This window comes from Jiulongibacter sp. NS-SX5, from assembly GCF_052828545.1.
The window spans coordinates 1,508,091-1,534,332 of record NZ_CM128248.1; the positions used below are offsets into that span (position 1 = coordinate 1,508,091).

Consider the following 26,242-nt stretch of genomic DNA (forward strand, 5'->3'; position numbering starts at 1 on the left):
GATACAAATATAATGAACAATCATAAATGATAGTAATACTATCAAATGTATTTACATTTATTTCACAATTAATTAAATTACTTTACCTTTGTTGCTTATTCTAATATACTATGCAATTAGGTTTCCAGATTAAGATGAACCCGGGTTTGTACCTCAAAGACCCGGACAATAGCGAAATAGGAAGACGAATTATTAAAAATTCGATTCCCCTCATTGCAGAACACGGCTATGAACAATTTACGTTCAGGAAGCTGGCCATAAAAATCAAATCTACTGAAGCTACGATCTACAGGTACTTCGAGAATAAACACAAATTACTTATCTATTTAATGGACCTTTATTGGGCTTTCATCCAGTTTCAGGTTCATTTTCAGATCAATAATATCAGTAGCCCGAAACAGAAAATCGAAAGAATTGTTGACTTATTGGTCTGGGAAGATAATGACAGTCAAGACTATCTGGATCTTGACCAAAAGGCCCTTTATCACATTGCGGTGGCTGAAAGCAGTAAGACATACCTTTCAAAAGACGTTGATGAACATAACAAAGAAATGTTCTACAAACCTTACAAGGACCTTTGCGTGTTAATTGCGTCTATATTTAAGGAATATAATCCCAACTACGAGTATTCCAGAACACTGGCCAGCTCAATCGTAGAACTGAGCCATTGCCAATTTTACTTTATGAATCACCTGCCTAATCTTTGTGATTTCTCAGATAAGAAAGACCCGAAAGAGGTAGAAGCTTTCCTGGAAAGCCTGATCTTCTCTTCACTAAAGTCAGCTTAATTTTACGATGGTAACGCCATGACCTCCGCGGTCTGCATGTTCGTCATTTAATTTACTGACTTGCTTATACGTCTTAAGGTGAGTCCTTACAAGGTTCCTTAAAATTCCATCTCCTTTACCATGTACTACTCTTACTTCAGAGTGCCCCAACATGATGGCATCATCCATCAGATTATCTAATTCACTCATGGCCTCTTCCACTCTCTTCCCTCTGATATCAAGGTTGAAATTGAAATTTGACATTTTCTCAGTCATGTCTAAGCCTCCCAGCTTTTTGGTGGGACTTTCCTTGGTAGCAGCCTTAAATGCCTTTCTACTTACTTTCTCTAGCCTATTGAGTTTTATTTTGGTCTTTAGCTGACCAATAGCCACTTCCGCATCCTTGCCTTTTAATGAAAGTACCTCGCCTATCGTCTCTTGCCCTTTTACTTTAACAAAAGAACCAACCTCTATTACTCCTTCCTCTTTCTTCCATTTAGGTTTTTCCTCAATCTTCTCTGGCTTTATTTCCTTTTCGAAAGTGGCGAGCTCCTCTCTAATTTCTTTTGTCTTTTCTTTTTCAGCACCGCTTTCTTTGATCGCCCGTATAGCGTTTTCTATTTTCTTATTGCTTTCATCCAGCAATCTCTTTGCTTCTTTTTTAGCATCGTTAAGAATACGCTTTTGCTCATTATCAAGGAACTCTTTGAGGCCGTTATATTGATCTAACTTCTTCTTTAAAAGCTGATTTTGTTCATTAAACTGAGCATTCTTATCGGCATAAACCTTCTTCTCAATTTCCAGTTCTTTGAGCATTTTCTCAAAATCTACCTGCTGCGTACCAAGCTTCTTTTGAGCCCTTTTTGTGATATATGAAGGCAAACCGATTTTGCCTGCCACCTCGATGGCAAAAGAACTACCAGGCTTCCCAAGTTCAAGTTCATACAAAGGTTCCAATTGCTCTGCATTAAACTTCATGGCACCATTGATGAGCCCTTCATTCTTATCCGCAAAAATCTTAAGATTTGTATAGTGTGTATTGATCACACCTTTTGCCTTTGACTTTACAAAATTTTCTAACAAAGCCTCAGCAATAGCACCTCCAAGGTTCGGCTCTGTACCAGTACCAAACTCATCAATAAGAAATAGGGTACGCTTATTCATATGACTCAGAAAGAAGTTCATATTTGTCAGGTGAGAACTGTAGGTACTTAAGTCGTTTTCTATGCTTTGTTCGTCACCAATATCAATAAATAAGTGCCCAAACATTCCTAATTTAGAATCAGGAGACATTGAAACCAAAAAGCCACACTGAGCCATATATTGATTTAAGCCAATAGTCTTAAGCATAACCGACTTACCACCGGCATTAGGCCCAGAAACAATCAGAATTCGGTTTTTATCGTTTAGCTCTACATTAAGCGGGACAGTTTCTTTTCCCAGCTTTTGATGTGCCAGAAATAGAATTGGATGTTTGGCTCTACTCCACTCTATTATTTTTTCATTGACCAAAAGTGGGGCTGTTGCATCCAAATCAATAGCCAGCCTGGCTTTAGCTCTTATAAAATCAACCAGACCCAACAAAAAATAGGCTTTTTTTATCTCAGGAAGATTAGGTCTGATTTCGGCTGTAAGGGCTTTGAGAATTCGGATAACTTCTCTCCGTTCTTTAATCTCCAAATCCCTTATTTCGTTATTCGCTTCTAAAACATCAGCAGGCTCTACGAAAGCCATCTGACCTGTGCTCGATTCATCATGCACAATGCCTTTCATCTTTCTCTTATGCTCTGCTAACAGCGGAATCACCAGCCTACCATTTCGGACGGTAAGAGTCATCTCCTCTCCTATCCACCCAGAATTTCTGGCGTTTTTGTAAATCCTTTCCAGAGTTTTGCGAACTGCATTTTGCTCTGCAACTATCTTTCTTCTTAAATCATATAAATCTCTGGACGCATTATCTCGAACCTGACCTCGCTCATCTATTACCCCCTCTATTTGAGAGAGAATATCATACAGATCAAGATCCTCAGCAACGGTTTGCTTAACCATGTCCACTAAAAGCGGATATCGCTCTTCCTTGCCATCAAAAAAATCCTGAATTTGAACAATAGTGTTTAATGACAATTTGAGATCAAAAAACACCTCCTCTGCAAGGTAAGTCCCCTCTTTAACGATGCTCTGGAGCTCTTCTGAAAGGTCTATGTAATTTTGCTCTGGAAATGAGCTATGTATCTGGAGTATTAATTTAAACTCGGCTGTTTGCCCGATTAGCTTTTTAACCAATTCATAATTATCCGAGAATCTAATTTTATCTACAAAAGCCTGACCTAACAGGCTCACACACCTTTCTTTCACAAAAGCCCTGATGGTATCAAAACCTAACTTCTTCTCAATATTATTCGGGTACAGCATTCTTTATTCTTGGTTCGGTCGTAAAATTAGTTAAAATCACCTCCATGACGACTTTATGACCTAGAATACTAAGCAAATCTGATTGGTTTTGGTTTCTTAACAGCCTATTAACAACCGTTAAGTGCTTTTGAGCGTCTAACGTGTAGTAAATTTGACCAAAAGCCAATTAAAAATTAAGGTTTACACCTTTTTATACACATATTTGCAGCACATTTAAAAACCTATAGAAAAACAATGAAAAAGGTACTCATAACACTTTTATTTCTTGGAGGCATCTCGTCTCTTTCTCATGCCCAAACTCGTATTCCGCCAAACGTACAGCGTTTACTTCAAAAGAATACCTGTCTGGCTTGCCATAATCCTGACAAGAAGTTAGTAGGGCCAGCATATAAGGAAGTCATGAAGAAAAAGAAATATAAGCCTGAGCAGATTGTTGAGTTAATTTACAAGCCAAATCCTAAAAACTGGCCTGGCTACCCTCCAATGGCTCCGATGGCTCAAGTGCCAAAAAACGAAGCGTTAATTATCGCGAAATGGATCGCTTCTCTTAAGTAAGATATTCTATTTAGAAATTATAGGCCGGAAGTTACTCTTCCGGCTTTTTTCATGCCCAACATTCAGACCAAACAAAAAAAGGCGAGCCCAGTGGACTCGCCTTCATCATATTGGTGAAACGCTTAATAATTACTCGGCTTTTGCCTCAGCAACGACGTTTACTTTAACTTCATGCTTTACTTCTTTGTGAAGATCAAGAACTGCGGTATACTCACCCACATTCTTAATGTCACCTAAAGCAATTTTCTTACGATCTACAGCGAAACCTTTTTCGCCTAGAATGTCAGAAACCTGAGTATTGGTAACTCTTCCGAAGATCTTACCAGACTCACCAGCTTTCATTGTGATTTCTACCACAGTGTTACCGATAGCCGCTGCCAATTCTTCAGCTTCTGTTTGAATTTTCTCTGCTTTGTGAGCAGCTTGCTTTAAGTTTTCAGCCAGAACCTTTTTGTTAGACTCTGTAGCCAAAACAGCAAATCCCTGAGGGATAAGGTAATTACGGCCGTACCCTGGCTTAACGTCAAGAACATCGTTCTTATAGCCAAGACCCGCAATATCCGTTTTTAATATAATTTCCATTTTCTTAATTCCAGATTAATTTGTGAATGCGAAAGGCTTCATCTCTGAAACCCGCTTGACTTTTTATTTAAGGCCATCAGCTACGTAAGGCAATAATGCCAAGTGACGTGCTCTCTTGATAGCAGTACTTACTTTTCTTTGGTATTTCAAAGAGTTACCGGTTAATCTTCTAGGAAGAATTTTACCTTGCTCATTAAGGAACTTCAAAAGGAAGTTAGGATCCTTATAGTCTACATACTTAATGCCTGCTTTCTGAAAGCGACAATATTTCTTTTGCGTTCTGTCTTTACGCTCTACTCTTTCGTTTACTAATGACATAATTCTTAAGCGTTTTGAGATTCTTTAGGTGCATCTTGATTTTTCTTACCGATCTTGCCATTCTTTCTTCTGTTGGCGTAATCGATTCCAAACTTATCTAACTTGGTGGTTAGAAAACGCATGATGCGTTCGTCACGCTTGTACTCTGTCTCTAGAGTAGCAATCAGGGTTGGTTCGGCTTTAAACTCGAACAGCTGATAGTAGCCCGTTGATTTATGCTGGATGGGATATGCCAATTTACGAAGACCCCAATGTTCTTCATTTACTAGCTCAGCACCATTATCAGTCAGCACACTTTTGAATTTTTCAACAGCGTCCTTCATCTGGGCTTCAGACAAAACGGGAGTTAAAATGAACACTGTCTCGTACTGGTTTTGAAACATGATAATTGATTTAATTAATATATTTTTCAAAAATGAGGTGCAAAAGTACGAAAAAGTCCACACAAAACAATATCCTCATTCACAATGTATTGTGCCACAAAATTAAATTCGGGATTGTTTGGCATTAGGTAGAATTTTCAAAACAATAAATTGCACTAATCAAATAGAATCTCTTTCTATACCGAATAAATGGGAACAACATTTAACTAATTTCAATCGAACTCTTAGATTTGTTTCGCCTTGTTCTAGGGCATAAACAGCAAAACTCACTGGCCTAAACGCATAGTATGATCACAATAGATAATTACGATTTTTCTGGCAAAAAAGCCCTGGTACGTGTGGATTTCAATGTTCCTCTAAACGATCAGTTTGAAATCACTGATGATACCAGAATTAAAGCAACTATTCCTACCATTCAGAAAATATTATCTGATGGAGGTGCATGTATATTAATGTCTCACCTTGGTAGACCAAAAGATGGCCCTACGGAGAAGTTCTCCCTAAAGCATTTGGTACCGGCTCTATCATTGAAATTAGGAGTAAATGTAAAGTTTGCTGATGACTGCATCGGTGAAGAGGCGTCAGAAAAAGCGTCTGCCCTAAAATCTGGTGAGGTTCTTTTATTAGAGAATTTGAGATTCTACAAAGAAGAAACAAAAGGTGATGAAGCCTTTGCTGAGAAGCTTTCAAAACTCGGTGATCTATGGGTAAACGATGCCTTTGGCACAGCTCACAGAGCTCATGCTTCTACGGCTATTGTAGGTAAATTCTTTACCGATAAAGTTTGCGGAAAGGTAATGCAGGCAGAAATTGATAATGCTCAAAAGGTATTAGAAAACGCTGAGAGACCTTTCACCGCTATTATGGGTGGAGCGAAAATTTCAGATAAGATTTTAATCATAGAAAAGCTTTTAGATAAAGTTGACAACTTGATTATCGGTGGCGGAATGACCTACACTTTCACAAAAGCATTGGGAGGTGAAATTGGCAACTCGCTATTAGAAGCAGATAAGCAAGATCTTGCTCTTGAGATTCTGAAAAAAGCAAAAGAGAAAGGAGTAAACATAGTAATGCCGCTCGACACGTTAATTGCTGACAGTTTTAGCAATGATGCCAAAACACAAGTTGTCAAGAGAGGACAGATACCGGCAGACTGGGAAGGCCTTGATATTGGACCTGAAACCGCCGAATTATTCGCAGAAACAGTAAGGAAGTCTAAAACAGTTCTTTGGAATGGCCCTATGGGGGTGTTTGAATTTCCAACTTTTGCTAAAGGTACCAATGCAATTGCTGAGGCTGTAGTTCAAGCTACTGAGGAAAATAATGCCTTCTCTTTGATTGGAGGTGGCGACTCTGCCTCTGCCATCAATAATGCAGGGATGGGCGATAGAGTATCGTATGTCTCAACAGGAGGTGGTGCCTTACTTGAGTATATGGAAGGCAAGACTCTTCCGGGAGTGGCTGCATTGTCATAATACAGTTTAAGAAAATATGTAAGCCGTCAGATGAAAGTCTGACGGCTTTTTTGCTTTATGGAGTCTGCCGAAATCGATACAAAATAATTTTATAAGATTTTGGCTCTCAAAATTCCTAATTCAATTTCAATCCTATTTATTAGCAGGTCTCAACCCAATATAAATGACGTCAGAATTAAACGCGATAACCGTCTACGTGTTAGACGATGAACCTATCGCTGTAGAAATTATAGAAAGTTTTGTCCACCAGTCAAAAAATCTAAAACTTTTAGGCAGTTCCACTGACCCTGTCTTCGCTCTTTCTGAATTAGCACAGTTAAAGCCCGACCTTTTATTTTTAGATGTCAATATGCCTGAAATATCAGGATTTGACCTACTTAAGATTCTGGGTGATAAAAAGCCACTGGTGATCATTACATCGGCCCATGTAGAGCATGCTATTAAAGGTTACGAATTTGAGGTCATAGACTATCTACTAAAGCCCATCCCATACGACGACTTTAAGAATGCTCTGAAAAAGGTTAAGAAGAGATTACAGTATATCAAAAACTCGGATGATGATAAGAACTCTAACAGAGCCAGCGATATTTTTATACGAGCAGACAAGGAAAACATTCGATTAAGAACTGATGAAATATCTCACATCGAAAGTTTTGGTGATTATGTCAAGATATACAGAGTGGGAAAAGGTCAGAATGTTATTGTCGCAAGATCGACCCTTTCGGCCATGGAAAACGAATTACCTTCTGAAGAGTTCTTAAGAGTAAGAAGATCATCAATTGTAAATATTTCAGAAATAGATACTATTAAAAATCACATAATAGTCTTGAAAAAAGAAATAGAAATTCCCATTGGGAAAACGTACCGTAACCCAGTAATTAAATCCCTCAAGAAGCTAACTATCAATTCATAATGATTATGAATCAATCTATTTTCAATAGGGAGAGAATATTTGATTGGTACCTAATTCATAAAAATGAGGTTTGGATAAACAGTGACATTGATATAATGAATATAAACGCCTTTATATCTCGAGTTTTGAATACGATTATTGAGTTTAAAGAAAACCATCAATGAATTTTTCTCCCGACATTTTAAAAAAAGACAATGTTGTTGAGTGGTTTGTCAATAATTACGAAAAAAACTCTGGGAAATTCGCATTAGAGGTTATTGTTTTACTTCTCACATTCATAGCAGGCTGGCTAATCAACTATTCAATGTTTCCAAAAGTTGGATGGGCTGAATGGTTATATTACAGCTTAATAGTAATATTTAATTACACAGTATACTCTTTAATTAACCTTGTAAGTAAAAGATGGTACTTTATCCTTAGTCTATTAATCGTTTTATTACCTGTCTATGTAGTAACTACTCAATTGTTTCTCAACATAACAGACAGCTTGATTCCATCATCACAATATATTTCTATTTGGAGAAAAATACTTGAAGAGAAAGACTTAAAATTATTGATAACAAAACCAATGGCTTATCCATTTGCTTTTTATTACAATGCAAGTGTTCTGTTTTTCCCTTTCATTATTAGATTTCTATTTTCGGAGTTTCTTTTCAAAGAATTGAACTCAAAACAGTCTGAGACCAATCTTAGACTTGAACTATCATTTCTACAATCACAAATTCACCCTCATTTCCTCTTCAATACAATAAATAATATCTATGGTAAGACCCTAAAAAATAAGATTGCCACAGATATTCTATTATCACTTTCAAACTTCATCCGATACAAACTTTATAAGCCCACACACTCCTTTATACCTCTTACAGAAGAGTTAAATGCAGTCAAAAACTACTCTTTCCTACTTGACTCTATTTTTAAAAGAGAACAAAGCATAAAGATTTATGGTGAGGTATCAGAAGAGATTAATATAAGACCACATACTATCCTAAACTGCCTTGATGTTCTTATGGTTTTTCATAGCTCCGAATTAAACGAAAGTAAAAGGAGTATTTTTATTGGTTCCGAAGAAGTAAAGCTTGTAATAAACTTGGCTTTAATCGTTCCGCCTGTAATAGATCAGTTTTATGAATTAAGGGAGCAGTTAGAGAAAAGGCTGATAGGCCTAAATATTTGCAATCATATCTCTACAGAAATTGAAATTAGTCAGAAAGTGATATCCTTCAACTTTTCTGGTATTATTAATCTACCAGATAAATAGAAGCCATATGTCTGAAGTAAATCCTTATTTAAATCTAATAACTCAGATCTTCACATTTTACAAAAAAAATGCGTCTGAATCACTAGAAAAAAAAGTTGCTTTACATCTACTTTTTTGGGTTTTACTACTTGAGCTGGGTCTCATATTTAATGGCCAATTAACTCCTGGTTTGTCACTTCGAAAGGGTTCTCTTTTTCTTTATACCTGCATATACTTAACGAATATTCTTTTTTATTACTTCTTTGTTCGCCAAAATAAAAAGCACGAAATAAGCACATTAGCCCTTTTCATAATATGGCTTTTCTTACTTAACTTTTTCTACTATCCTTCAATACTTTTAGGAAAGGCTATTTATCCTGAATCGACATATTTTGACAGATATCTCGAACAGCTGAAACCAACAAAGGTTTTCAACTTCAAGGCATACTTTGCAAATGCATTAGATCACGGTTTTTACACTGCTTTACTTCCTTTTACAATTATAATTTTCTATAAATACTGGCTGCGGCAGGAAACTTTTAGAAACCTGACAAACAGAAAAATCGAATTAGAATTAAATAATATCAAATCTCAACTAAACCCTGACCTAATATTCGCGAGCCTTGAGACACTTAAAAGTGAAGTTTCTAATCAGCCTGAAGTTCTTAATAGTGTAAACAAGCTCTCAAACCTGTTCTCCTATTCTACACAAGAAATCAATAAAGACTTTGTCCTATTATCAAGCGAAATTCAATTTCTAACAGAGTATATTGATTTAGCCAGACTCAGACTTAACGAGAAAAAAACTATCTCCTTTAAAGCTGACGGTGATTTTGATTCATTGAAGATTATTCCATTGGTCTTAATCACATTTGTGGAGAATGCCGTAAAGCATGGATTAAATATAACGAACAATACCTCTTGGGTAGAAGTTGAACTAAGAGTAGCGGAAAACAAATTATTTTTTTGCTGCAGAAACAGCAATCATAGTCCTAACAAGGCTCAAAATACCAATGGTATTGGCTTAAAAAACACTCAAAAAAGGCTATCTTATTACTACCCAAAGAAACACAAACTCACTATTCTAAATCAGGATAATATCTACAGTGTAAACCTTGAGCTAACACTCGACCCAGTTTAAACTTGAAAAGCCATAAGCTCAGGTAAAATTCCGTTTATCGCTAAAAGCAATCCATTGGTCGCAAAAAAACAATTCAGAAATAAGGTGTTTATTACTTTTAAAAAGTCAACACACACATATACAACTTTTACGCTATAACAAATTCACAATTACTAAAACGCTGCTTTATCCACACAATTCACATTTAAATGGCCTTCTATTAAAGGCCATTTCTGTTTAAAAAACTTTTAGTTTACTGATTAGCAATCACTTCAACTTATATTTAGATCTAACTTTGAATAAGCAAGTTTGTCAGTACTAGTAATTTGTTAAAGCTCCATTTTACCGAATCTCCCCTCTGCACCTATTGCGAAGCAGTTCTTACCAGCACAACGTACAACATGGAATGGAGTAAGATCTATGGTTTTCCAAGAATAGCCTAAATTATCAGAAATGGATGTGCCAGAGGTACCCGTTACAATAATGGAATTCTTATATGAAGCCGCAGACTCTTTTAATCCTGGAGGATCAATCTTACCATTTTGCCATCTTTCACCACCGTCAAGAGTCATTGCCATATTCACTTGCTCTACTTTATCTGTTAAGTAGTCTCCACCCAAAATAAAACCCCTCTCATCATTCAAGAAGTGTAAGCCAAAGATCCCATTACTTTCTCCCGATGGAAAACCGCTATCTACCAAATACCAGTTTTGACCTGAGTTTTCAGAAATCAATAATTGAGACTGGAAGGCATACCAAATTTTAGTACCGTTGGTTACCATGCCGCTATTACTAGCTGCAAAAGATGCAGAACCCGTTTTCACTTTTGGTAGGTTAATAGGATCCACTCTTTTCCATTCTTTACCGCCGTTTTTTGTTTCTAATAAATAGGGATCATTCCCCAAAGCATCACCAAAAACAAAACCATGACTTTTATCTAGAAAACAAATACCATCCAAAAAGGCACCTTTCTCATTTGTTTCAAAAACCTTTTGCCAAGACTTTCCGCCATCCTCTGTTCTGAATATCATGGCATCCCCGTCCTGACCTAGACCCGCACTTACTGCTATGGCAATCTTTTTTGATAGGCCTTTTATCCCTCTAAAATCTAAACCTGGATTCTGGCCTACCTTAAACTCATTCCAGTTGTTCCCGCCATTTATTGACCTCAATACAATATTTGAAGAGCCTCCAGCCCAAATCACTTTTTTGTTTAATACATCCATAGATCTGAATGAGGACTTTGTGCCTAAATCAATCATTTCCCATTGGGCAAAGGCGGAGAAATTCACCAATAGTAGAAAAATATATTTCGTCATACTTATAAAGTTAGGATAATCGAAATTAATGGTTTTAACAGGCTTTCGCTAATTTTGCCAAATGAGGCTTTTCTACATTCTGCTAATATTTGTTCCCGGATATATCATGGGTCAAGAACAGGTAGTTGAAATAAATGCCCCCTCAGAAACCCTCCTTGTAGGAGATGAATATTTCATTTCTGTAATCATAAGAGATTCCCCAAAAAGTGAGGTTTCGCAATTCCCTCAAATTGAAGGCTTAAGAAGGGAAAGCCGCTCAGTCTCACATTCAAATGTTACGATCGAAGGAAAAAGGCACCTCCAACATACTGTAAGACAAAAATATGTAGCTATAAAGCCAGGAAAGTTTTCACTATCAAATAGTGAGATTCTTGTGAACTCGGCTTCTTTAGAAATACCCGCATTGGTTCTTGAGATTACCGATAATGAAAGTGAAGACGAAAATACTATCATGAGTGATAGCCTAAGCTCTGAAAACTCATCCTTGGTGTTTCTCTTTGTAAATAAAAAAGATATCCATGTTGGTGAAAGCTTTAAGGTTCACTTTGCATTTTACGTTTCAGAAAACAATACCGAGGGATGGGAATTCCCCAATAATCTGACAACTCAAGTAAACAGGATAAGTCAATTGCTCTCACCAAAGAACTCAGTAGTGAGTAAGAGAGAAATCAAGGATATCAAACCTGAGAATGCAAAAATTAATAACCAGAACTTTATCAGATATAAACTTTACGAGGCCATTGTATATCCACTTTCAGATCAGGAGATCTTACTACCATCTGTACAGTTGATTATGGACAAAAGAGTGGGCGAAGGAGATTCTTCGTCAATTGAAAAAACTGCATTTTATTCAAAACCATTCAGCGTAAACGTAGAAGCTCTACCTGAGCACCCTAGTAAGCTAAAACTTGCTGTAGGTAATTTTACAATTGAGAGTAGCCCATTACCTTCTTCTTCCAGAACAGGTAGAATATTGAATTATAATCTTGCAATAAAAGGGACTGGAAACATGAAGTCTCTGACTTTTGACAAACCTATAAATGATGAGCATTTCGACTTTTACCCTCCATCAACGACTGTCAAACAAACCGAAGGTTTAGAAGCCGGGATAAAGAATTTTACTTTTAAAATCTTCCCAAAAGATTCTGGCACCTACAAAATGCAGGATTACTTTGAATGGATCTATTTCAATACCCTAAAAAATGACTTTGATACGCTTAAACCTAGTGGAGCGTTGACCGTCCAAGGCCCCACTATCATCACCTCATCAGAGACAGAAGGAAGTATCTACGAGAAGATTGAAGAAAAAGAGGTTTGGGAAAGCACTGTCAATTGGAGAAATATTGTAAAAAACATCGCTAACGTCCTGCTTTTTTTGATGTTGGTAGGAATGCTCTTTATTTTTGAATTTCGAAAAAATTAAAATAGAAGATAACACCAATGGGAAGTACCTACGGTAAGATTTTTAATATATCCACTTTCGGCGAATCACATGGTAAAGCAATAGGGGTAGTGATAGATGGCTGCCCGGCAAATGTGGAATTTGATGAGGCTTTTATTCAAGAGCAGCTTGACCGTAGAAAACCAGGACAATCCAGAATAACCACTCAAAGAAAAGAAGCTGATGGATTTCAGGTTTTATCAGGTGTGTTTGAAGGAAAGACCACTGGAACGCCCATTGCTCTGGTTATATTTAATGAAGATCAGAGAAGTAAGGACTACAGTCATATAGCCGATAGTTTCAGACCTTCTCATGCCGACTACACTTATTTTGAGAAATATGGCAATAGGGATTACCGAGGTGGCGGAAGAAGCTCTGCCAGAGAAACCGCTGCACGAGTAGCGGCAGGGGCTATTGCTCAGCAAATCTTAAAGTCGTTGGGAGTAGAAATTAACGCCTACGTTAGCCAGGTAGGGAAATTAGCCCTAGAGAAATCATATAAAGAGCTTGATCTTTCAAAAACCTACTCGAATGCCGCCCGCTGCCCCGATGATGAAATTGCTCAGCAAATGTTTGACTACATAGATGAAACACGTAAAAAGGGTGACTCTATAGGTGGAGTCATTAAGTGTGTGGCCAAAGGTGTTCCTGCCGGCTGGGGAGAGCCAGTATTCGATAAATTGCATGCAGAACTAGGCAAGGCAATGCTGAGTATCAATGCTGTTAAAGGATTTGACTACGGTAGCGGTTTTGAAGGAACATCTCTGTATGGTTCTCAGCATAATGACGAATTCTACACTGACGATAATGGTCAAGTGAGAACAAAGACTAATCATGCCGGTGGAATTTTAGGTGGCATAAGCAGTGGAGAGGACATTTATTTTAGAGTAGCTTTCAAGCCCACAGCAACTATCATGATCGATCAAGATAGTGTCGACAAAGAAGGAAATGCAATAACCGTTTCAGGTAAAGGCCGTCATGACCCTTGTGTGCTTCCAAGAGCTGTACCCATTGTAGAAGCTATGACTGCCCTTGTATTGGTAGATTTCTATTTAAGAAGGAAAGTGGAAGCCTAAAACAAATATACTCCTTTCTCCTTTTTATCAGAGAGTACCACTTTTACATGATCATTTAAGGTGGTGGATAAACCATAACCAATGTAATCTGCCTTTACAGGAAATTGAAGAAAATCTCTATTCACCAAGACAGCTACTTGCAAGCTCTTTAGTGGAATTGAAAGGAAAGGTCTGAAGCTATAGGCCAAAGTACGTCCGGTATTGAGCACATCATCAACCAAAACCACGGTTTTGTTTTTAAATGTGTCTACCTCGCATTCTATTTTAATGTCTGGCTGAACAGGAGCACTTTTATCAAGGAGAATCTTGGCAATATAAACTTCTTTGTCAGTTATCTCTTTCAAATGCCCAACGATTTCTTCAGCCAGAGCAAAACCCTCTCCATTTATACCGGCTATAATAAGTTTAGACTCTTTGAAATTGTTTTCAAATATCTGATAAGCAATTCTTCTGATCTTTTGAGACGTTTCATCTCCGCTTAGTAATATTTCAGTCTCTTTTATCTCCATAAGTATATACGTAGTACCCCTGTTGGCATAGTTTCTGTAAAATTAGTAAAGAAAGATACTAGTCAGGAAAATCTTTAACAGATTATGAAATACATAACGCTAATCGGTTTCTGTTTGCTCTTATTTTGGGCCAACGGAAGCGAGAATAATTTGAACGCAGACCAGGCTGTGGTAAGTAGCAATATAGAATTGGCATTCAGAAAAGGAGACCCTGAACATTTATTAAATGTAATGGCAGAGGAAATTGAACTTGGTATAGATGCCGAGCAAGTAGAATTCAATAGAATTAAAAATGGCCATGCAGAGCTCATTTTAGAAAGCTTTTTCCAAAAATACCCTCCTATTTCCTTCAAGTATATTCAAGAAGGAGGTACTCAAAGTACTACTCTTTACTCTGTAGGAACATATGAAAGCACCAGCCAAAGTTTTAAAGTCTATCTATTAGTTAAGAAAGACAAAAACAAGGAGTATAAACTGACAACACTCCAGATAAAGGAATCTTGAGACATTGAAAATTACCAATTGAAGGCTCGGTTATGTACCGAGCCTTTTCTATTTTTGCAAGCCTTACAGCAAGACAAAACATACAGATGATAGTAAAGACAAAGAAATTTGCTCTGGATAAGAAAAAATATATCAATATGGCGTTCACCCGCCAGATTAAGAATTCATGGTACTGGCTGCTTATTCCTTTGGCAGTAATGATTCTTGGGCTAGGTCTTCATTTCTCTGGAGTTTACAAAAACTGGTGGATACTGATAACCGGTTTTGTAGGAGGATTGCTTTATATAGCTTTTTGGTATATCCAGTTTTATGCAGCCACGCAAATGGAGCAAAATGCTCAGATGTTTGACAAATTTGCCTACGAAATTGACAGCAGACAAATATTAGTTAAGGTTAACAAACGCGAAGGCGGTGTTATTAAATGGGATACAATTCTATCTGCTGAGAAATTAGAAAATAATGACTTTCTTCTTCATATAGCTCGGGGACAGTTTTTACACTTCCCTAAGAACGTTTTCAATAGCGAGCATGATATGAAGCTAATGGAGAATATCTTGAGAAGAAAATCTCTTCTCTAAAGAGGTTACATATCTACCAGGTAATCCACCATTGCCATTTCTATGGACTGATGGGCATCAAACCCTTCTTGAAGGTAAAATAGGCAGGACTTTAAGAACTCCAGTTCTTCCTCTTGAGAAAAAACGTCTTTGCTCATTTCTATGACTTGCTGAATATATTCGGCAGGTACAAATTGCTTTACTTTCATTGGGTAGTATTCTTATAGTATAAAAGATTCACCAAGAATACCTCAAATACAGTGCCAGAATAGTACAATATTTTTAATATAAATATATATACGAATAGAGATCCAAAAGGGCATTTACTAAAGCCAAAACACGGTTTAAAGTACTCTTGGCATAGTTTTTATGCACTTTGCCACTCACTAAAAATTTCAACTCCAAATTCTTAGAAAAGTACAATTGTTGGAGTTTTCAAGAAGAAACACTACCGCTTGATAAAACTCTGACTAACAGCAAAGTCTGCGTATATTGAGCTAAATAAAACTGATTAAGCGGATCAATAAAATAACAATGAAGATTCTTAAGTTGATTTTCCCCTTACTTATAGCCGGCTCAATTGTCCACGCCCAAGAAAATTTCCAAATTCAGGAAACAATCGAGGTATTCTTCAAAGGTATGGCAAAAGGAGACAGCTCTATAATGGCTCAAACTTTGACAAAAGAAGCAACATTAAAAAGTATCTATACAGATGCCAAGACTGGAAAAACCATTGTAAGAAGTGAAGAGCTTAAGAAGCTATTACTCAGTGTCGCAAACAAACCTGTAGACCAAGTTTATGAAGAAAGAATAGAATCCTATCATATTGCGATTGATGGAAAAATGGGAATGGCCTGGACACCATATCAATTCTTTTTAAACGGTAAGTTTTCACACTGCGGAGTAAATCTATTCACATTGGTTTACACAGAAGAAAATTGGAAAATACTTAGTATTACAGATACACGAAGACGAAACGACTGCAAACGAACGAATAATTAAAAATGGAGGTATATCTAAAACAGGCTTTACCCGAAGACCTTAATCTCATTTACGATTATACATGCAGCCTGGAAGAGGAGGAGCTTAACAAAGGTCTGTTTGAGAACATCTTCTCTAAAAACGTCCTTAATCCAGATTGGCTGATTTATTTAATTCAGTTGAATAGTATCACTGTTGGCTTCTGTAGTCTTCATTTAAAAGACTCGTTACATCATGCTGAAAGAATTGCGGAGATAGAAGAGTTTTATATCACCAAGCTGGCCCGAAACAAAAAAATTGGCTCCTCTACTCTGGATTTATTAAAAAAAGAATGCCGAAAAAGAGAAATCTTTCAACTGGAAGTGACTACAAATACAAAGAGAGAGAAGGCTTTTCAGTTCTATAAAAATAATGGCTTCAAACCTTCTCATCACAAGCTTACTACACGGCTAGTACCGTGATTACTGTTTTACAAATTTGACAATGCCTTCTCTAAGATTGGTTTTCAGTTTTATCAAATAAGAACCACTCGGAAGCGAGGAAACATCTGTTTTGACACTATTGAAAACTTTTAATTCTTTTCCAGCGGTATCTGAAATTTTAGCTGAGATGAGCTCTTCATGATTATTCAACACTAAAGAAATATGGTCTGAAGAAGGATTAGGGAACACAGTGACAAGATTTTCTTTTTCGGCACTAAGGAGTCTTTCAATGTTAATGGCGTTCGACAGCCCGCTAAAACATCCATCTTGCGTGGCCGCCTGTACTTGGTAACTACCGTTCCTCTCCGTAGTAATAAAATTATCGGAAGTCACTCCGCCAATTTCGTTGCCATTGATAAACCATTGAAACATCCCTGAGCCGTTTGCCACAATACGGTCTCCATTTTGACTAATTGTAGTTGCAGATGGATTAATACAAAAAGTCTGCTCAGCATTGGCACTGGTAAACTCCCCATTTCCTGTCTGGAAAGCCTGAATAGTCACTTTACCTGGGGTATTACCAAGGACTAGCCTATTCCCACTGATTTGAGCATCTCCAGAAATAACAGCATACTGAACTCCCAAGCCCGAGCTTGCCGTGGCAGATAAGTTTATGGAAGCCCCTGGATTTTGATCACCAATAGCCGTAAAATTAATATCCTGAGCTTGCTTGGTAGGCAACTGTCTCGTCCCCTGAGCATAAAAAACCGCAAACTTATCTTCGCCGCCTTCAAATAAACGACTTGCAGCACCCGAGGCCGAAATACGATTAGAATTCAACGGGACTACGGCTACTACCTCCCCTACCGATGTCTCCGCCGTATAGGCAAGATGACTATCGGTTATGGTGTAATCAGGGAATCCAATGGTATTATTTGTCACAATCTCATTGATATCACCAGTATTAAGATTGATCCCTACTATTGAGAATTCTTCTGTAATGGCATCAAGGTAGTCAAAGGCCAAAATATTTGGGTTTGTTTTAGATATGGTTGGGTTTCCTATATTATCACCCTCTTCCAGATCGGTAAAGATTTTTTGAATCTGTCCATCTCCAAAAGTATTTGAATTTACATCCCAGACTCTTAAAACCCCTACATCCCAATATTCTACATTCCCAAAAACACTATTCACTTGATTAAAAGCATCATAAACCAAGTACTCTCCACTGTAATCCCATTCTATCGCATCTGCAAAAAGCACCTCTCCGGTAGATACACCTTGGGTGTAGGTAGGGTTGTATAATTCAAAAGCAGCCTGCTGATTTGTCTGAAAATCAAAAACATAAATCGTTGCATCCTGCGAAGTAGTAAGAGCTGCCAAAAGCCTACCATCCTTTGATATACTTACATTATCCCATACCGCTTCATTCGAGATACTTTGAGGGCTAGGATTTGAAAGAGTGAGATCAACGCCATAAATACGGCTATCATCTCCTACAAAATACATACTGGTACCGTCATCGGTGATACTTGGCTTCTTCTTACAACCAAGTCCTTCAGAAACCAAATCAAAAGTACTCCCTCCTAATTCCAAACGGTAAAGGTTACCACTCGGCGGCTCATAAACAATAACGAATTGAGCTCCCGGGTTTACCTCAATTTCCTGTTCCTGCTCTGTAGGTAAGGTCTCACCACTACCCGGATCTGTGATGCCCACGCCGTCAAATGCTGCTCTGGCAGCGGCAGCCTCAGCACCATCACCGAATAAATCCTTGGCCGACTGAATAACTGCCAGACGTAAATCCACAAAGGTGGAAGTACGGGTCATGTAATTATCAAGGGTATGATAATAGATCTTTTCGGCCTTGTCTTTATTCATTCCTTGCCCGGTGGCAAAAAGGTAAAAAGCATGATTTGGTATTCCTGAATTTACGTGAACACCCCCATTATCTTCGCTCGGAGTGTCTCTTAGGTAGACGTACTGACTCATGTATTTAGGTTGATACCCAGGATCTCTTTTCCCGCTTTGATTCGGATTTTCCAAGCTTCTGAGAGCACCCGACGGAAAAACACTAGACTTTACCACATCCTCTCCGAGCAACCAGTCATCGCGATCAATCATTGCTCCGAAAATATCAGCAAAACTCTCGTTCAAAGCTCCAGACTGATTTCTGTACTCTAACCTTGCTGTATTTTCTATCACACCGTGAGTCATTTCATGACCTGCCACATCCAATGCACCTGCCAGCGGCTTAAAACCTTGATTACCGTTTCCATAGCCCATAAACTCACCATTCCAGTAAGCGTTATCCATACCCTGTCCGTCTTCATCAGTGATATTGATAACAGAAATAATATTACCTCCTTTATTATTCAGAGAGTTTCTGCTGAAAGTATTCCTGAAGTATTCGTAACATTCTGAAGCATTATGATGAGCAGAAACTGCCGTAGCACTCCAGGTGCTTCCGTCGCTTGAAGTAACATGAGAAAGGTTCATTTCTCCGGCAATACTAGAATTATTGGCATCAATGGTCCAAATAGCACCTATAGGCTCATTAGGCAAAACAGAATTGCCATTATCAAACATCTCCTTAGTAGGGTCAATCAGAAAATAAGTATTCTGCCGCTCATAAATCCTAAAGGCTCGAGTTACGCCATTGAGGTCAACAGCCTGCGTCTGAAAAACTCCATCAAACGTACAAGTATGGTTATATTCATCAATAATTTCACCTGTATGAGCATTCATAAAGACCACCCATCTCTCCAATACATTCGGCCTGAGCGTTAATTCATAAGCCAATACGCTTTCATTATTTTGGGTATAGACAAAGAGCTCTGCTGTGCTTTTCCCAAGATCCAGATGAATACCTTCAGAAGCCAGACTCTTTACTACAGTTTTTGTAGCCAGGTAAGTCAGTCCTTTGTCAATGGCATTCTCCGCATCAAAAGCAGGCTGTACATTTAAATCATCTTCTATCGATTTAAATCGTCCGTTTACGGTTCTTACTCTTTGGTTATCTGCATGTATTCTCAGTTCTGCTCCATAGACCGGGACACCTTTAAAATATTGCTGGGCAAAAGAATGTTTTAGACCATGCTCATCAAAGTGGGTGTCATTTATAATTAACTCCTCATCTACTTCTTTTAAACCTAGTTTTGGCTTCACCATCTCCATAAAGTCTAAAGCCTGGGTTTTAGCAGACTTTCTTACTTTTCTGGAGACTTTTTCCTGACTCAGGTTTTCAATAAAGATCACATCACCAGTCTGAGGATCTCTCTTGATCTTAACATCATCCTTTTCGTGAAGCTTCACCTCAGGGTAAACCTGGTACAGTTCAATTTTATTTCTAGCTGAAATGCTTTCGAAAGATTGATTAGGCTTTACAATTTTCTCACTTTTTGAGTTGTGCGATTTAAAGCTCTTTTGAGCATTTACAATATTTACAATACAAAGTATACTTATTGTAATTATTATATTTTTCATTTTTTCAATATTTTCTGAAAATACATTTATTCCTATATATCAACTATTCGTCTATGAAACTGTACATTGAAAAGACGAACTCACCAAATATACAACTTTGTGAGATCAGTATGTTTTTGAGATAGCTTTAATCACAAAAAAATAGAGTACGTATATATTGCTAAGTGCAATAAAAAGCAGCATTTAAGAGGATTTGGCTTTGAAAAGTGCAAAAATTATTAATTTTGCTTTGCACTGATCAATCAACAAAAGCGGTATAAGAAATTAGTCTCACCAGCGTTAAAAAAACATCTATGTCTGTAGTACACGAAAAAAACCTATCAAGTAAACAGAAGGCACTCCGGGTAAACCTGGATAAAAGCATCTATGGTTCTTTTGCAGAAATAGGAGCTGGTCAGGAGGTGGCAGCTCAGTTTTTTAAAGCAGGAGGTGCCAGTAACACTATTGCCAAAACCATGTCTGCCTATGACATGACTTTCTCAGATGCCATTTATGGAGAAACCAGCTCCAAAAGATATGTAAGTCAGGAAAGACTACACAGTATGCTGGACCATGAATATGGCTTACTCAAAGAACGCCTTGAAAAGAAAAGAGGCGACAATACTTTGTTTTTCTCTTTTGCCAATACTGTGGTAGCTCTAAACTATCATAAGAATAACAGTCCTCATGGCTGGATGGGCTGTCGTTTTCAATTAACACCTGGCGGTGATTACCACAATATTATCATTCACTTAACCATGCATGATAATGACAACCTGCTTCAGCAGCAGGCACTGGGAATCATTGGTGTAAACCTCATTTACGGGTGCTTTAATTACTACAAAGATCCAGAGATGCTTTTGGTCTCTCTGATGGATAATCTTACAAAAGACCGACTTCAGATTGATATGGTTCATTTTGATGGACCAGAGTTTAAGGAAGTGGATAGCCGCTTGATGAGCCTTCACTTGGTGAAATATGGTTTCTCAGATGTAGCCCTTTTTGGACCTGACGGTCAAAATCTACAACCTTTCGATTCATTATATCAGAAAAACATTGTGGTGCTGCGTGGTAGATTTAGGCCATTGATCAATGTCCATCTGGATATGCTGAAAAACGGTGTGAAGCAATACCTCCGTGAACCTGATGTAGACGAGAAAAACATGGTGGTAGTAAGTGAACTTACCTTACAATCATTACAAGAAGATCAGGACGGAGACATTATTGATGAGAAAGACTTTCTGGATAGAGTAGACATTCTGTGTTCTCTGGGTGAAACCGTAATGATTACCAATTACCACGAGTACTATAAACTGGTCTCCTACCTTTCAAATATTACCAAACACAAGATTGGGTTAATCATAGGTTACCCTAACCTGGAGTATATTTTTGAAGAGGAGAATTACACTGACTTGCCAGGTGGAATTTTGGAGTCTTTTGCTACCCTATTCAGTAGAAAAGTGAAGCTTTATGTGTATCCGACAAGGAGAGATACCAAATCTATATGGACTTGTATGAAGTTTAATCCGCCAATGGAGCTGATTGATTTGTACAGATACCTTATAGCGAATCATAAAATAGAAGATATCTACCACTACAATCCGAAAAACCTGGATGTACAAACCGATAACATGTTAGATCTCATCAAAAAGGGAGAATCAGGCTGGGAAGAAAATGTGCCGCCAGAGGTATCTAAAATGATCAAAGATCGTTGTCTATTCGGTTTCCCTTGCGTAGTTCTACCAAAGAAAGAGAATTAAAAAAGTATGCAAATACAAAAGCTATTACTGGTATTGCTACTGTCAATACCTTCACTATTACGTGCACAAGGAGAGTATCAAATCATTTTCCCTTTTAGTAAAGATTGGGATGTCCTAAAAGAAGGACAAAAGAAGGAGTTTGACCTTATAGTAGGTGGCCCTGAAGATGATCAGAACTTCATATTCAGCATCACTCAGGGTAAACAGATTGGTATGAAGCTCGATTCCACAGGCCATTTCTCATGGACTCCTGACTATGGTTTGGTGGATAGAATTGAGCGTAGAAAGCTATATCAGATTTTAATTGAGGCCAAAACGGATTCTGGTGCATTCGTTAGGAGAACCATGGATTTGGTGGTGGAACACACCAATAGGCCACCCGTGGTCAATGAATTGAAGCCTTTCTATATTCAATTCAACACCAATAATACTTATCAAATCGAGTCTTCTTTGGTCTATGATGAAGATAATGATCCACTAGTGTTTATTCCGTCCATAGAAGAGCTTCCCGAAGGTCTTAATATTAGCAGTAGAGGGGAAGTCACATGGTCTCCTTCATTTACGCAATTTAAAAAGTTGCAAAATGAGCCCATTTATATCCACTTTTCAGTAGAAGATCAGCCCTCGAAAAGTCAGACTAAAGGACGTTTAAAGCTAGCCCCTACTCAACTGGACTTACCACCGGCTATCACTATCGTCCCTAAAGTTGATTTAATTGAACTCAAGGAAAGTGAAACCATTAATATTGGCTTCTATTTGTCTGACCCCAATGGTGATGAGGATATTGAAACGTTCGATTTTCTTACAAACCACCCAGACATCAGAAAGCAAGATTTGATCAAAAACACTCCGAATCAGTATGAGTATATCTGGTCACCGGATTACAGTTTTGTACAGGACCCGGCAGAGTTTGTTGAGTTTTATATTGACTTCTTTGTGATTGACAAATCACAACTAAGAGCAGTTAGAAGAGTTAATTTCAAAGTGCATAATGCAGTTAATGAGGAAGAGATTGACAAGAAGAATTATGCTCTTTACCAAGGTACCATGACTCGAGGCTGGGAACTTATGGAGCAGCTCAAAGAGAAAGAAGAAGAACTTAAAAAGGCCTATAACAAAGCCAAAAAAGGTAAAAAGCATAGATCTATCCTGAACGCATCATTAGGTGCCACCACAGGGCTTTCTTCTATTATAGCCAAAGACCGGGCAAATCTTCAAACTACCATTTCTACAGTGGGCGGTACTACAGTGCTAACAATTGGTACACTAGAAGCCACTGAAGTTATTGGCAAGAGCATGAAAGACCTCCTGGAGCGTTTGAATTATGTCATCGAAAAGAAAAATGAAATTCAGACCAAGGGAGATATTTTTGCCAGAGACTATTCTCTAAAATCTGCCAGAAGAGACAATTCTTTCAAAAAATCTATTGATAGTTTTCTTAGTGCTATGAACTTAAAGGGTATTGTAGCTCTGGAATTAGACGCGGCCTGGGAGTCTAAAAAAGAGGCTACCGATAAGAATATCCGTAAGACCTTCAAAGATTATTCAGGGGGCGAAGATTAAGTCAAATCTTAACATTTTTTTGGTGATTTCATTTTGAAGCTTAGCCCTTTTTGTCTAGCTTCAAAGTGTCAGATAAATGGTACCACTTAGTACTTTTTTATCTCTCATATGGTCATATTTACAACCTTTAAATCCAAATAAATATGAAGTTAACAGTAAATGCAGTGCACTTTAATGCTGATGAATCTCTAGTAGACTTTATTCAAAGAAAACTCAATAAACTTGATCAATTTTATGACCGAATAATCGATGGAGAAGTTTTTCTCAAACTTGAGAAAGGCGACAAATCTAAAATTCAGAAAAAGCTGGTAGAAGTAAAATTGAACGTACCGGGCAATTCAATTTTCGTAAAGGAAAAGGGAGAGTCTTTTGAAGAAGCCACTGATCTGGCGATGGACGTTCTAACAAGACAAGTGAAAAAGCACAAACAAAAATTAACAGAGAAGAGTCATACAAGACCGCCGATGGAAGTTCCGGTAGCGGATGAAATGGAAGACTAATCCAATTCTTCTGATTTAGAGAGGTCGTGGTTCTACTGAGCCACGACTTTCTTGTTTTTAGTAGGCTTAGTGCCCATAAATTCCTTGAGATAAAAAGGCTCAAACTCCGCCACATCCTCAAACTCGCCAGCTTCATATTTCATGAAGGCCAATCTCCCCATACCAGCGGCTTTTGGTCTGATGTCAGCATCTAGAAATAGGGCATTAGAATGACTGAGCTGACTTTGACACTTTGAAGATCCTGGACCGAAAAACAACACTTCTTCTTTTTCTAAAAACTCTTTGAAAGAGTTTTCATCAATAACCACTGCAGAAGTATCAAGAAGAACTCCTTCGTTCTTTGCTATTTTGGAGTACACCTCCATCCTGCGGGCATCTAGCATAGGACAGAGCACCATGCCAGCCTGAAAAGGCCTCACCTGCTCTATCATTGAATCTAAAGAATTCACAGAAATAAGAGGTAAGTCACTAGCAAAGCAAAGACCCTTCACCGTACTCACCCCTATTCTCAATCCAGTATAAGAACCCGGTCCTTTTGAAATTGCAATAGCATCCAGATTATTAAAAGTCACGTTTGAATGAGCTAGGCAGTTTGAAATCATGGTAGTCAGCATCTCCGCTGTTGACCTTTCTTCAAAAAGCTCAATATTACTCTTTAACTCCCCTGAACTGTGCAAAGCCACAGAGCAACCTTCATTTGAAGTTTCAATGCTTAGGATTAACGCCATTACTTTCCAGACAGAATTTTTTTGTAGCGATTCATATCTCCAAAAAGCTTTAAAGCTTCTTGCACCTCCGCATCCTTTTCAAAAGACACAAATTTCATGACCTTATCGTAATGATATCTGCTTAAAATCTCCAGTGCCAGCTCATCCTTAATTTCCTGGGCATAAAGGTTAAAATCTTCCTTCTTCTTCTGGTTTACTTTTGCTCTTAACCCTTGAATTTCGGTTCGCCAGCTTTCATAATTACCATCTTCTGATTGAAGAGTCTCCAGAACTGTCACAGCCTCTTCAGCATCATTGATGTACTCAAAACCAGCTTCGTTTGTGAATGATACAAATTCATTGAATAGCTCAGAACTAACTTCAAAGCCATCCTCTGGTACATTTGAAGCATTCTGATGATAGTATTGGGTAGCAAAGTCAAAAATCATCCCTTCGGTAATCAGTTGACTCGTTAACTCAGAGAGTTCGTCTGGCTCTACATAAATATCTGGATCTACACCACCACCGTCATATACGGGTCTACCATTTTTGGTAAAGAAAGTAGACTTTAAAGAGTCTGGCACCTTTCCTACGCTACCGTCAGGATTTCTATGACTGTAGTCAATGGCCTGAATACACCTTCCTGATGGAATGTAGTATTTCGCTGTAGTAACTTTTAATTGCGTATTAAATGATAATGGGCGTGTACTCTGCACTAGTCCTTTCCCAAATGATTTCTGACCGATCACAACCCCTCGGTCGTAGTCTTGAAGGGTTCCGCTGACAATCTCAGAAGCCGAAGCACTGGAACTATTTACCATCACCACAATAGGAATTTCTAAATCGATCGGATTCCGAAGGCTTAAATATTTTTTATTCCATTGCCCTACTTTTCCTTTGGTTTCTACCACTAACTCACCTTTGGGAATAAAGAAATTACAGATTTCAATGGCCTGATTCAATAGACCTCCGGGATTACTCCTTAGGTCTAACACCAGCTTGGTCATGCCCTCGTCTTTCATTTCAGAAAAGGCATTTTTGATCTCCACAGCGGCAGTGGCACTGAAGTCTTTCAACTGGATATAGCCCACATCGTTATTAATCATTCCATAATGCGGCACATTTGGAGTTTTAACTACATCCCTTTCTACTGCTATTTCCAATGGCTTCTTTTGACCCAACCTTGAAATCGTCAGCTTGGCTCTGGTACCAGTTTGACCTTTCAATAGCCTCCCGAGTTCATCATCATCTCTTCCGGCAAGACTTACACCATTGATATGCGTGACTACATCTCCAATTTTCAAGCCTGCCTTGTCTGCTGGTGAATATTGGTAAACCATAACAATTGTATGCTCCCCAAATTTCTTTTCAATTGAAGCACCGATTCCATTATACTTACCTGCATTCATTGTTCGGTAGTCTTCTATCATATCTTCAGGATAGAAATTGGTGTAAGGATCAAGCTCCTCCAGCATAGCTTTGATACTGGTATTCATCACTTTAGTAGGATTAATTTCATCCACATAAAGTGAGTTAAGCTCTTTGAACATTGTTGCGAAAATGTCCAGATTCTTAGCGATCTCGAAATAGCGATCATCAGCCTTGAAGCCCACAAAGGTGGCTGTAGAAAGCAGAATAGCTATTAAAATAAGTTTAGTTGGTTTCTTCATAGA

25 protein-coding genes are annotated in these 26,242 nt (G+C 38.0%); 15 read left to right on the top strand and 10 right to left on the bottom strand.

Annotation, left to right across the window (positions count from 1 at the left end):
• The first annotated feature begins 110 nt into the window (after positions 1–110).
• Positions 111–788 carry a TetR/AcrR family transcriptional regulator gene (locus tag ACUXV0_RS06760; protein ID WP_446192315.1) on the top strand — a complete coding sequence of 226 codons (678 nt, stop codon included), beginning with the start codon at positions 111–113 and terminating at the stop codon, positions 786–788.
• Here the strand turns inward: ACUXV0_RS06760 and ACUXV0_RS06765 are convergent.
• Entirely contained in the window at positions 780–3,179 is a 2,400-nt protein-coding gene (locus tag ACUXV0_RS06765) for an endonuclease MutS2 (protein ID WP_446192316.1), read from the bottom strand. The genes ACUXV0_RS06760 and ACUXV0_RS06765 overlap by 9 nt on opposite strands.
• Positions 3,180–3,413: 234 nt before the next feature.
• Here ACUXV0_RS06765 and ACUXV0_RS06770 point away from each other — a divergent pair, with 234 nt between their 5' ends.
• On the top strand, positions 3,414–3,734 hold the full coding sequence (locus ACUXV0_RS06770) for a c-type cytochrome (protein WP_446192317.1): 321 nt from the start codon (positions 3,414–3,416) through the stop codon (positions 3,732–3,734).
• 129 nt (positions 3,735–3,863) lie between these two features.
• Here the strand turns inward: ACUXV0_RS06770 and rplI are convergent, their stop codons facing one another.
• The 3 genes from rplI to rpsF all read right to left on the bottom strand — a co-directional run bounded on the left by rplI (position 3,864) and on the right by rpsF (position 5,017).
• A complete protein-coding gene (gene rplI / locus ACUXV0_RS06775; RefSeq protein WP_446192318.1) occupies positions 3,864–4,316 on the bottom strand; it encodes a 50S ribosomal protein L9 in 453 nt (150 codons plus the stop codon).
• A gap of 63 nt (positions 4,317–4,379) precedes the next feature.
• Positions 4,380–4,634, bottom strand: coding sequence for a 30S ribosomal protein S18 (rpsR, locus tag ACUXV0_RS06780; RefSeq protein ID WP_446192319.1), 255 nt, complete (start codon positions 4,632–4,634; stop codon positions 4,380–4,382).
• A gap of 5 nt (positions 4,635–4,639) precedes the next feature.
• A complete protein-coding gene (rpsF, locus tag ACUXV0_RS06785) occupies positions 4,640–5,017 on the bottom strand; it encodes a 30S ribosomal protein S6 (RefSeq protein ID WP_446192320.1) in 378 nt (125 codons plus the stop codon).
• Positions 5,018–5,304: 287 nt separating this feature from the next.
• On the opposite strand from rpsF, the gene ACUXV0_RS06790 reads away from it, so the two are divergent.
• The 4 genes from ACUXV0_RS06790 to ACUXV0_RS06805 all read left to right on the top strand — a co-directional run bounded on the left by ACUXV0_RS06790 (position 5,305) and on the right by ACUXV0_RS06805 (position 9,786).
• A complete protein-coding gene (locus tag ACUXV0_RS06790) occupies positions 5,305–6,492 on the top strand; it encodes a phosphoglycerate kinase (RefSeq protein WP_446192321.1) in 1,188 nt (395 codons plus the stop codon).
• 163 nt (positions 6,493–6,655) lie between these two features.
• The gene (locus ACUXV0_RS06795) at positions 6,656–7,405 is read left to right on the top strand and encodes a LytR/AlgR family response regulator transcription factor (protein WP_446192322.1); all 750 of its coding nucleotides are present in this window, start codon (positions 6,656–6,658) and stop codon (positions 7,403–7,405) included.
• Between the two features lie 160 nt (positions 7,406–7,565).
• Positions 7,566–8,666, top strand: coding sequence for a histidine kinase (locus tag ACUXV0_RS06800; RefSeq protein WP_446192323.1), 1,101 nt, complete (start codon positions 7,566–7,568; stop codon positions 8,664–8,666).
• 7 nt (positions 8,667–8,673) lie between these two features.
• Positions 8,674–9,786, top strand: coding sequence for a sensor histidine kinase (locus tag ACUXV0_RS06805; protein WP_446192324.1), 1,113 nt, complete (start codon positions 8,674–8,676; stop codon positions 9,784–9,786).
• Between the two features lie 308 nt (positions 9,787–10,094).
• On the opposite strand, the gene ACUXV0_RS06810 is transcribed toward ACUXV0_RS06805, so the two are convergent.
• Positions 10,095–11,084, bottom strand: coding sequence for an oxidoreductase (locus tag ACUXV0_RS06810; protein ID WP_446192325.1), 990 nt, complete (start codon positions 11,082–11,084; stop codon positions 10,095–10,097).
• 61 nt (positions 11,085–11,145) lie between these two features.
• On the opposite strand from ACUXV0_RS06810, the gene ACUXV0_RS06815 reads away from it, so the two are divergent.
• A complete protein-coding gene (locus ACUXV0_RS06815) occupies positions 11,146–12,507 on the top strand; it encodes a hypothetical protein (protein WP_446192326.1) in 1,362 nt (453 codons plus the stop codon).
• 17 nt (positions 12,508–12,524) lie between these two features.
• A complete protein-coding gene (gene aroC, locus ACUXV0_RS06820; protein ID WP_446192327.1) occupies positions 12,525–13,601 on the top strand; it encodes a chorismate synthase in 1,077 nt (358 codons plus the stop codon).
• Here aroC and ACUXV0_RS06825 read toward each other — a convergent pair.
• The gene (locus tag ACUXV0_RS06825) at positions 13,598–14,110 is read right to left on the bottom strand and encodes a phosphoribosyltransferase family protein (protein WP_446192328.1); all 513 of its coding nucleotides are present in this window, start codon (positions 14,108–14,110) and stop codon (positions 13,598–13,600) included. The genes aroC and ACUXV0_RS06825 overlap by 4 nt on opposite strands.
• An 84-nt stretch (positions 14,111–14,194) precedes the next feature.
• On the opposite strand from ACUXV0_RS06825, the gene ACUXV0_RS06830 reads away from it, so the two are divergent.
• Positions 14,195–14,614 carry a DUF4783 domain-containing protein gene (locus ACUXV0_RS06830; RefSeq protein ID WP_446192329.1) on the top strand — a complete coding sequence of 140 codons (420 nt, stop codon included), beginning with the start codon at positions 14,195–14,197 and terminating at the stop codon, positions 14,612–14,614.
• An 86-nt stretch (positions 14,615–14,700) separates the two neighbouring features.
• Positions 14,701–15,192, top strand: coding sequence for a YcxB family protein (locus tag ACUXV0_RS06835; protein ID WP_446192330.1), 492 nt, complete (start codon positions 14,701–14,703; stop codon positions 15,190–15,192).
• 5 nt (positions 15,193–15,197) lie between these two features.
• Here the strand turns inward: ACUXV0_RS06835 and ACUXV0_RS06840 are convergent, their stop codons facing one another.
• Complete coding sequence (locus ACUXV0_RS06840; RefSeq protein WP_446192331.1) at positions 15,198–15,380, bottom strand: hypothetical protein; 183 nt, start codon at positions 15,378–15,380, stop codon at positions 15,198–15,200.
• Positions 15,381–15,705: 325 nt separating this feature from the next.
• On the opposite strand from ACUXV0_RS06840, the gene ACUXV0_RS06845 reads away from it, so the two are divergent.
• Positions 15,706–16,173, top strand: a complete 468-nt coding sequence (locus ACUXV0_RS06845) for a nuclear transport factor 2 family protein (protein ID WP_446192332.1) — start codon at positions 15,706–15,708, stop codon at positions 16,171–16,173.
• Positions 16,174–16,175: 2 nt separating this feature from the next.
• Positions 16,176–16,613: a GNAT family N-acetyltransferase gene (locus ACUXV0_RS06850; RefSeq protein WP_446192333.1), complete on the top strand. Its 438-nt coding sequence runs from the start codon at positions 16,176–16,178 to the stop codon at positions 16,611–16,613.
• Here the strand turns inward: ACUXV0_RS06850 and ACUXV0_RS06855 are convergent, their stop codons facing one another.
• Positions 16,614–20,060, bottom strand: a complete 3,447-nt coding sequence (locus ACUXV0_RS06855) for a M4 family metallopeptidase (protein ID WP_446192334.1) — start codon at positions 20,058–20,060, stop codon at positions 16,614–16,616.
• Between the two features lie 293 nt (positions 20,061–20,353).
• On the opposite strand from ACUXV0_RS06855, the gene ACUXV0_RS06860 reads away from it, so the two are divergent.
• The 3 genes from ACUXV0_RS06860 (at position 20,354) to hpf (ending at position 23,862) form a co-directional block, all read left to right on the top strand.
• Positions 20,354–21,799: a TonB-dependent receptor gene (locus ACUXV0_RS06860; RefSeq protein WP_446192335.1), complete on the top strand. Its 1,446-nt coding sequence runs from the start codon at positions 20,354–20,356 to the stop codon at positions 21,797–21,799.
• 6 nt (positions 21,800–21,805) lie between these two features.
• Positions 21,806–23,362 (top strand): hypothetical protein, encoded by a 1,557-nt coding sequence (locus tag ACUXV0_RS06865; RefSeq protein ID WP_446192336.1) that lies wholly within the window; start codon positions 21,806–21,808, stop codon positions 23,360–23,362.
• Between the two features lie 143 nt (positions 23,363–23,505).
• Positions 23,506–23,862: a ribosome hibernation-promoting factor, HPF/YfiA family gene (gene hpf / locus ACUXV0_RS06870; protein ID WP_446192337.1), complete on the top strand. Its 357-nt coding sequence runs from the start codon at positions 23,506–23,508 to the stop codon at positions 23,860–23,862.
• 32 nt (positions 23,863–23,894) lie between these two features.
• Here the strand turns inward: hpf and tsaB are convergent, their stop codons facing one another.
• Both tsaB and ACUXV0_RS06880 read right to left on the bottom strand, forming a co-directional pair.
• Positions 23,895–24,590 carry a tRNA (adenosine(37)-N6)-threonylcarbamoyltransferase complex dimerization subunit type 1 TsaB gene (gene tsaB, locus ACUXV0_RS06875; RefSeq protein WP_446192338.1) on the bottom strand — a complete coding sequence of 232 codons (696 nt, stop codon included), beginning with the start codon at positions 24,588–24,590 and terminating at the stop codon, positions 23,895–23,897.
• Entirely contained in the window at positions 24,590–26,239 is a 1,650-nt protein-coding gene (locus ACUXV0_RS06880) for a S41 family peptidase (RefSeq protein ID WP_446192339.1), read from the bottom strand. The genes tsaB and ACUXV0_RS06880 overlap by 1 nt, the downstream gene beginning before the upstream one ends.
• Between the last annotated feature and the right edge of the window lie 3 nt (positions 26,240–26,242).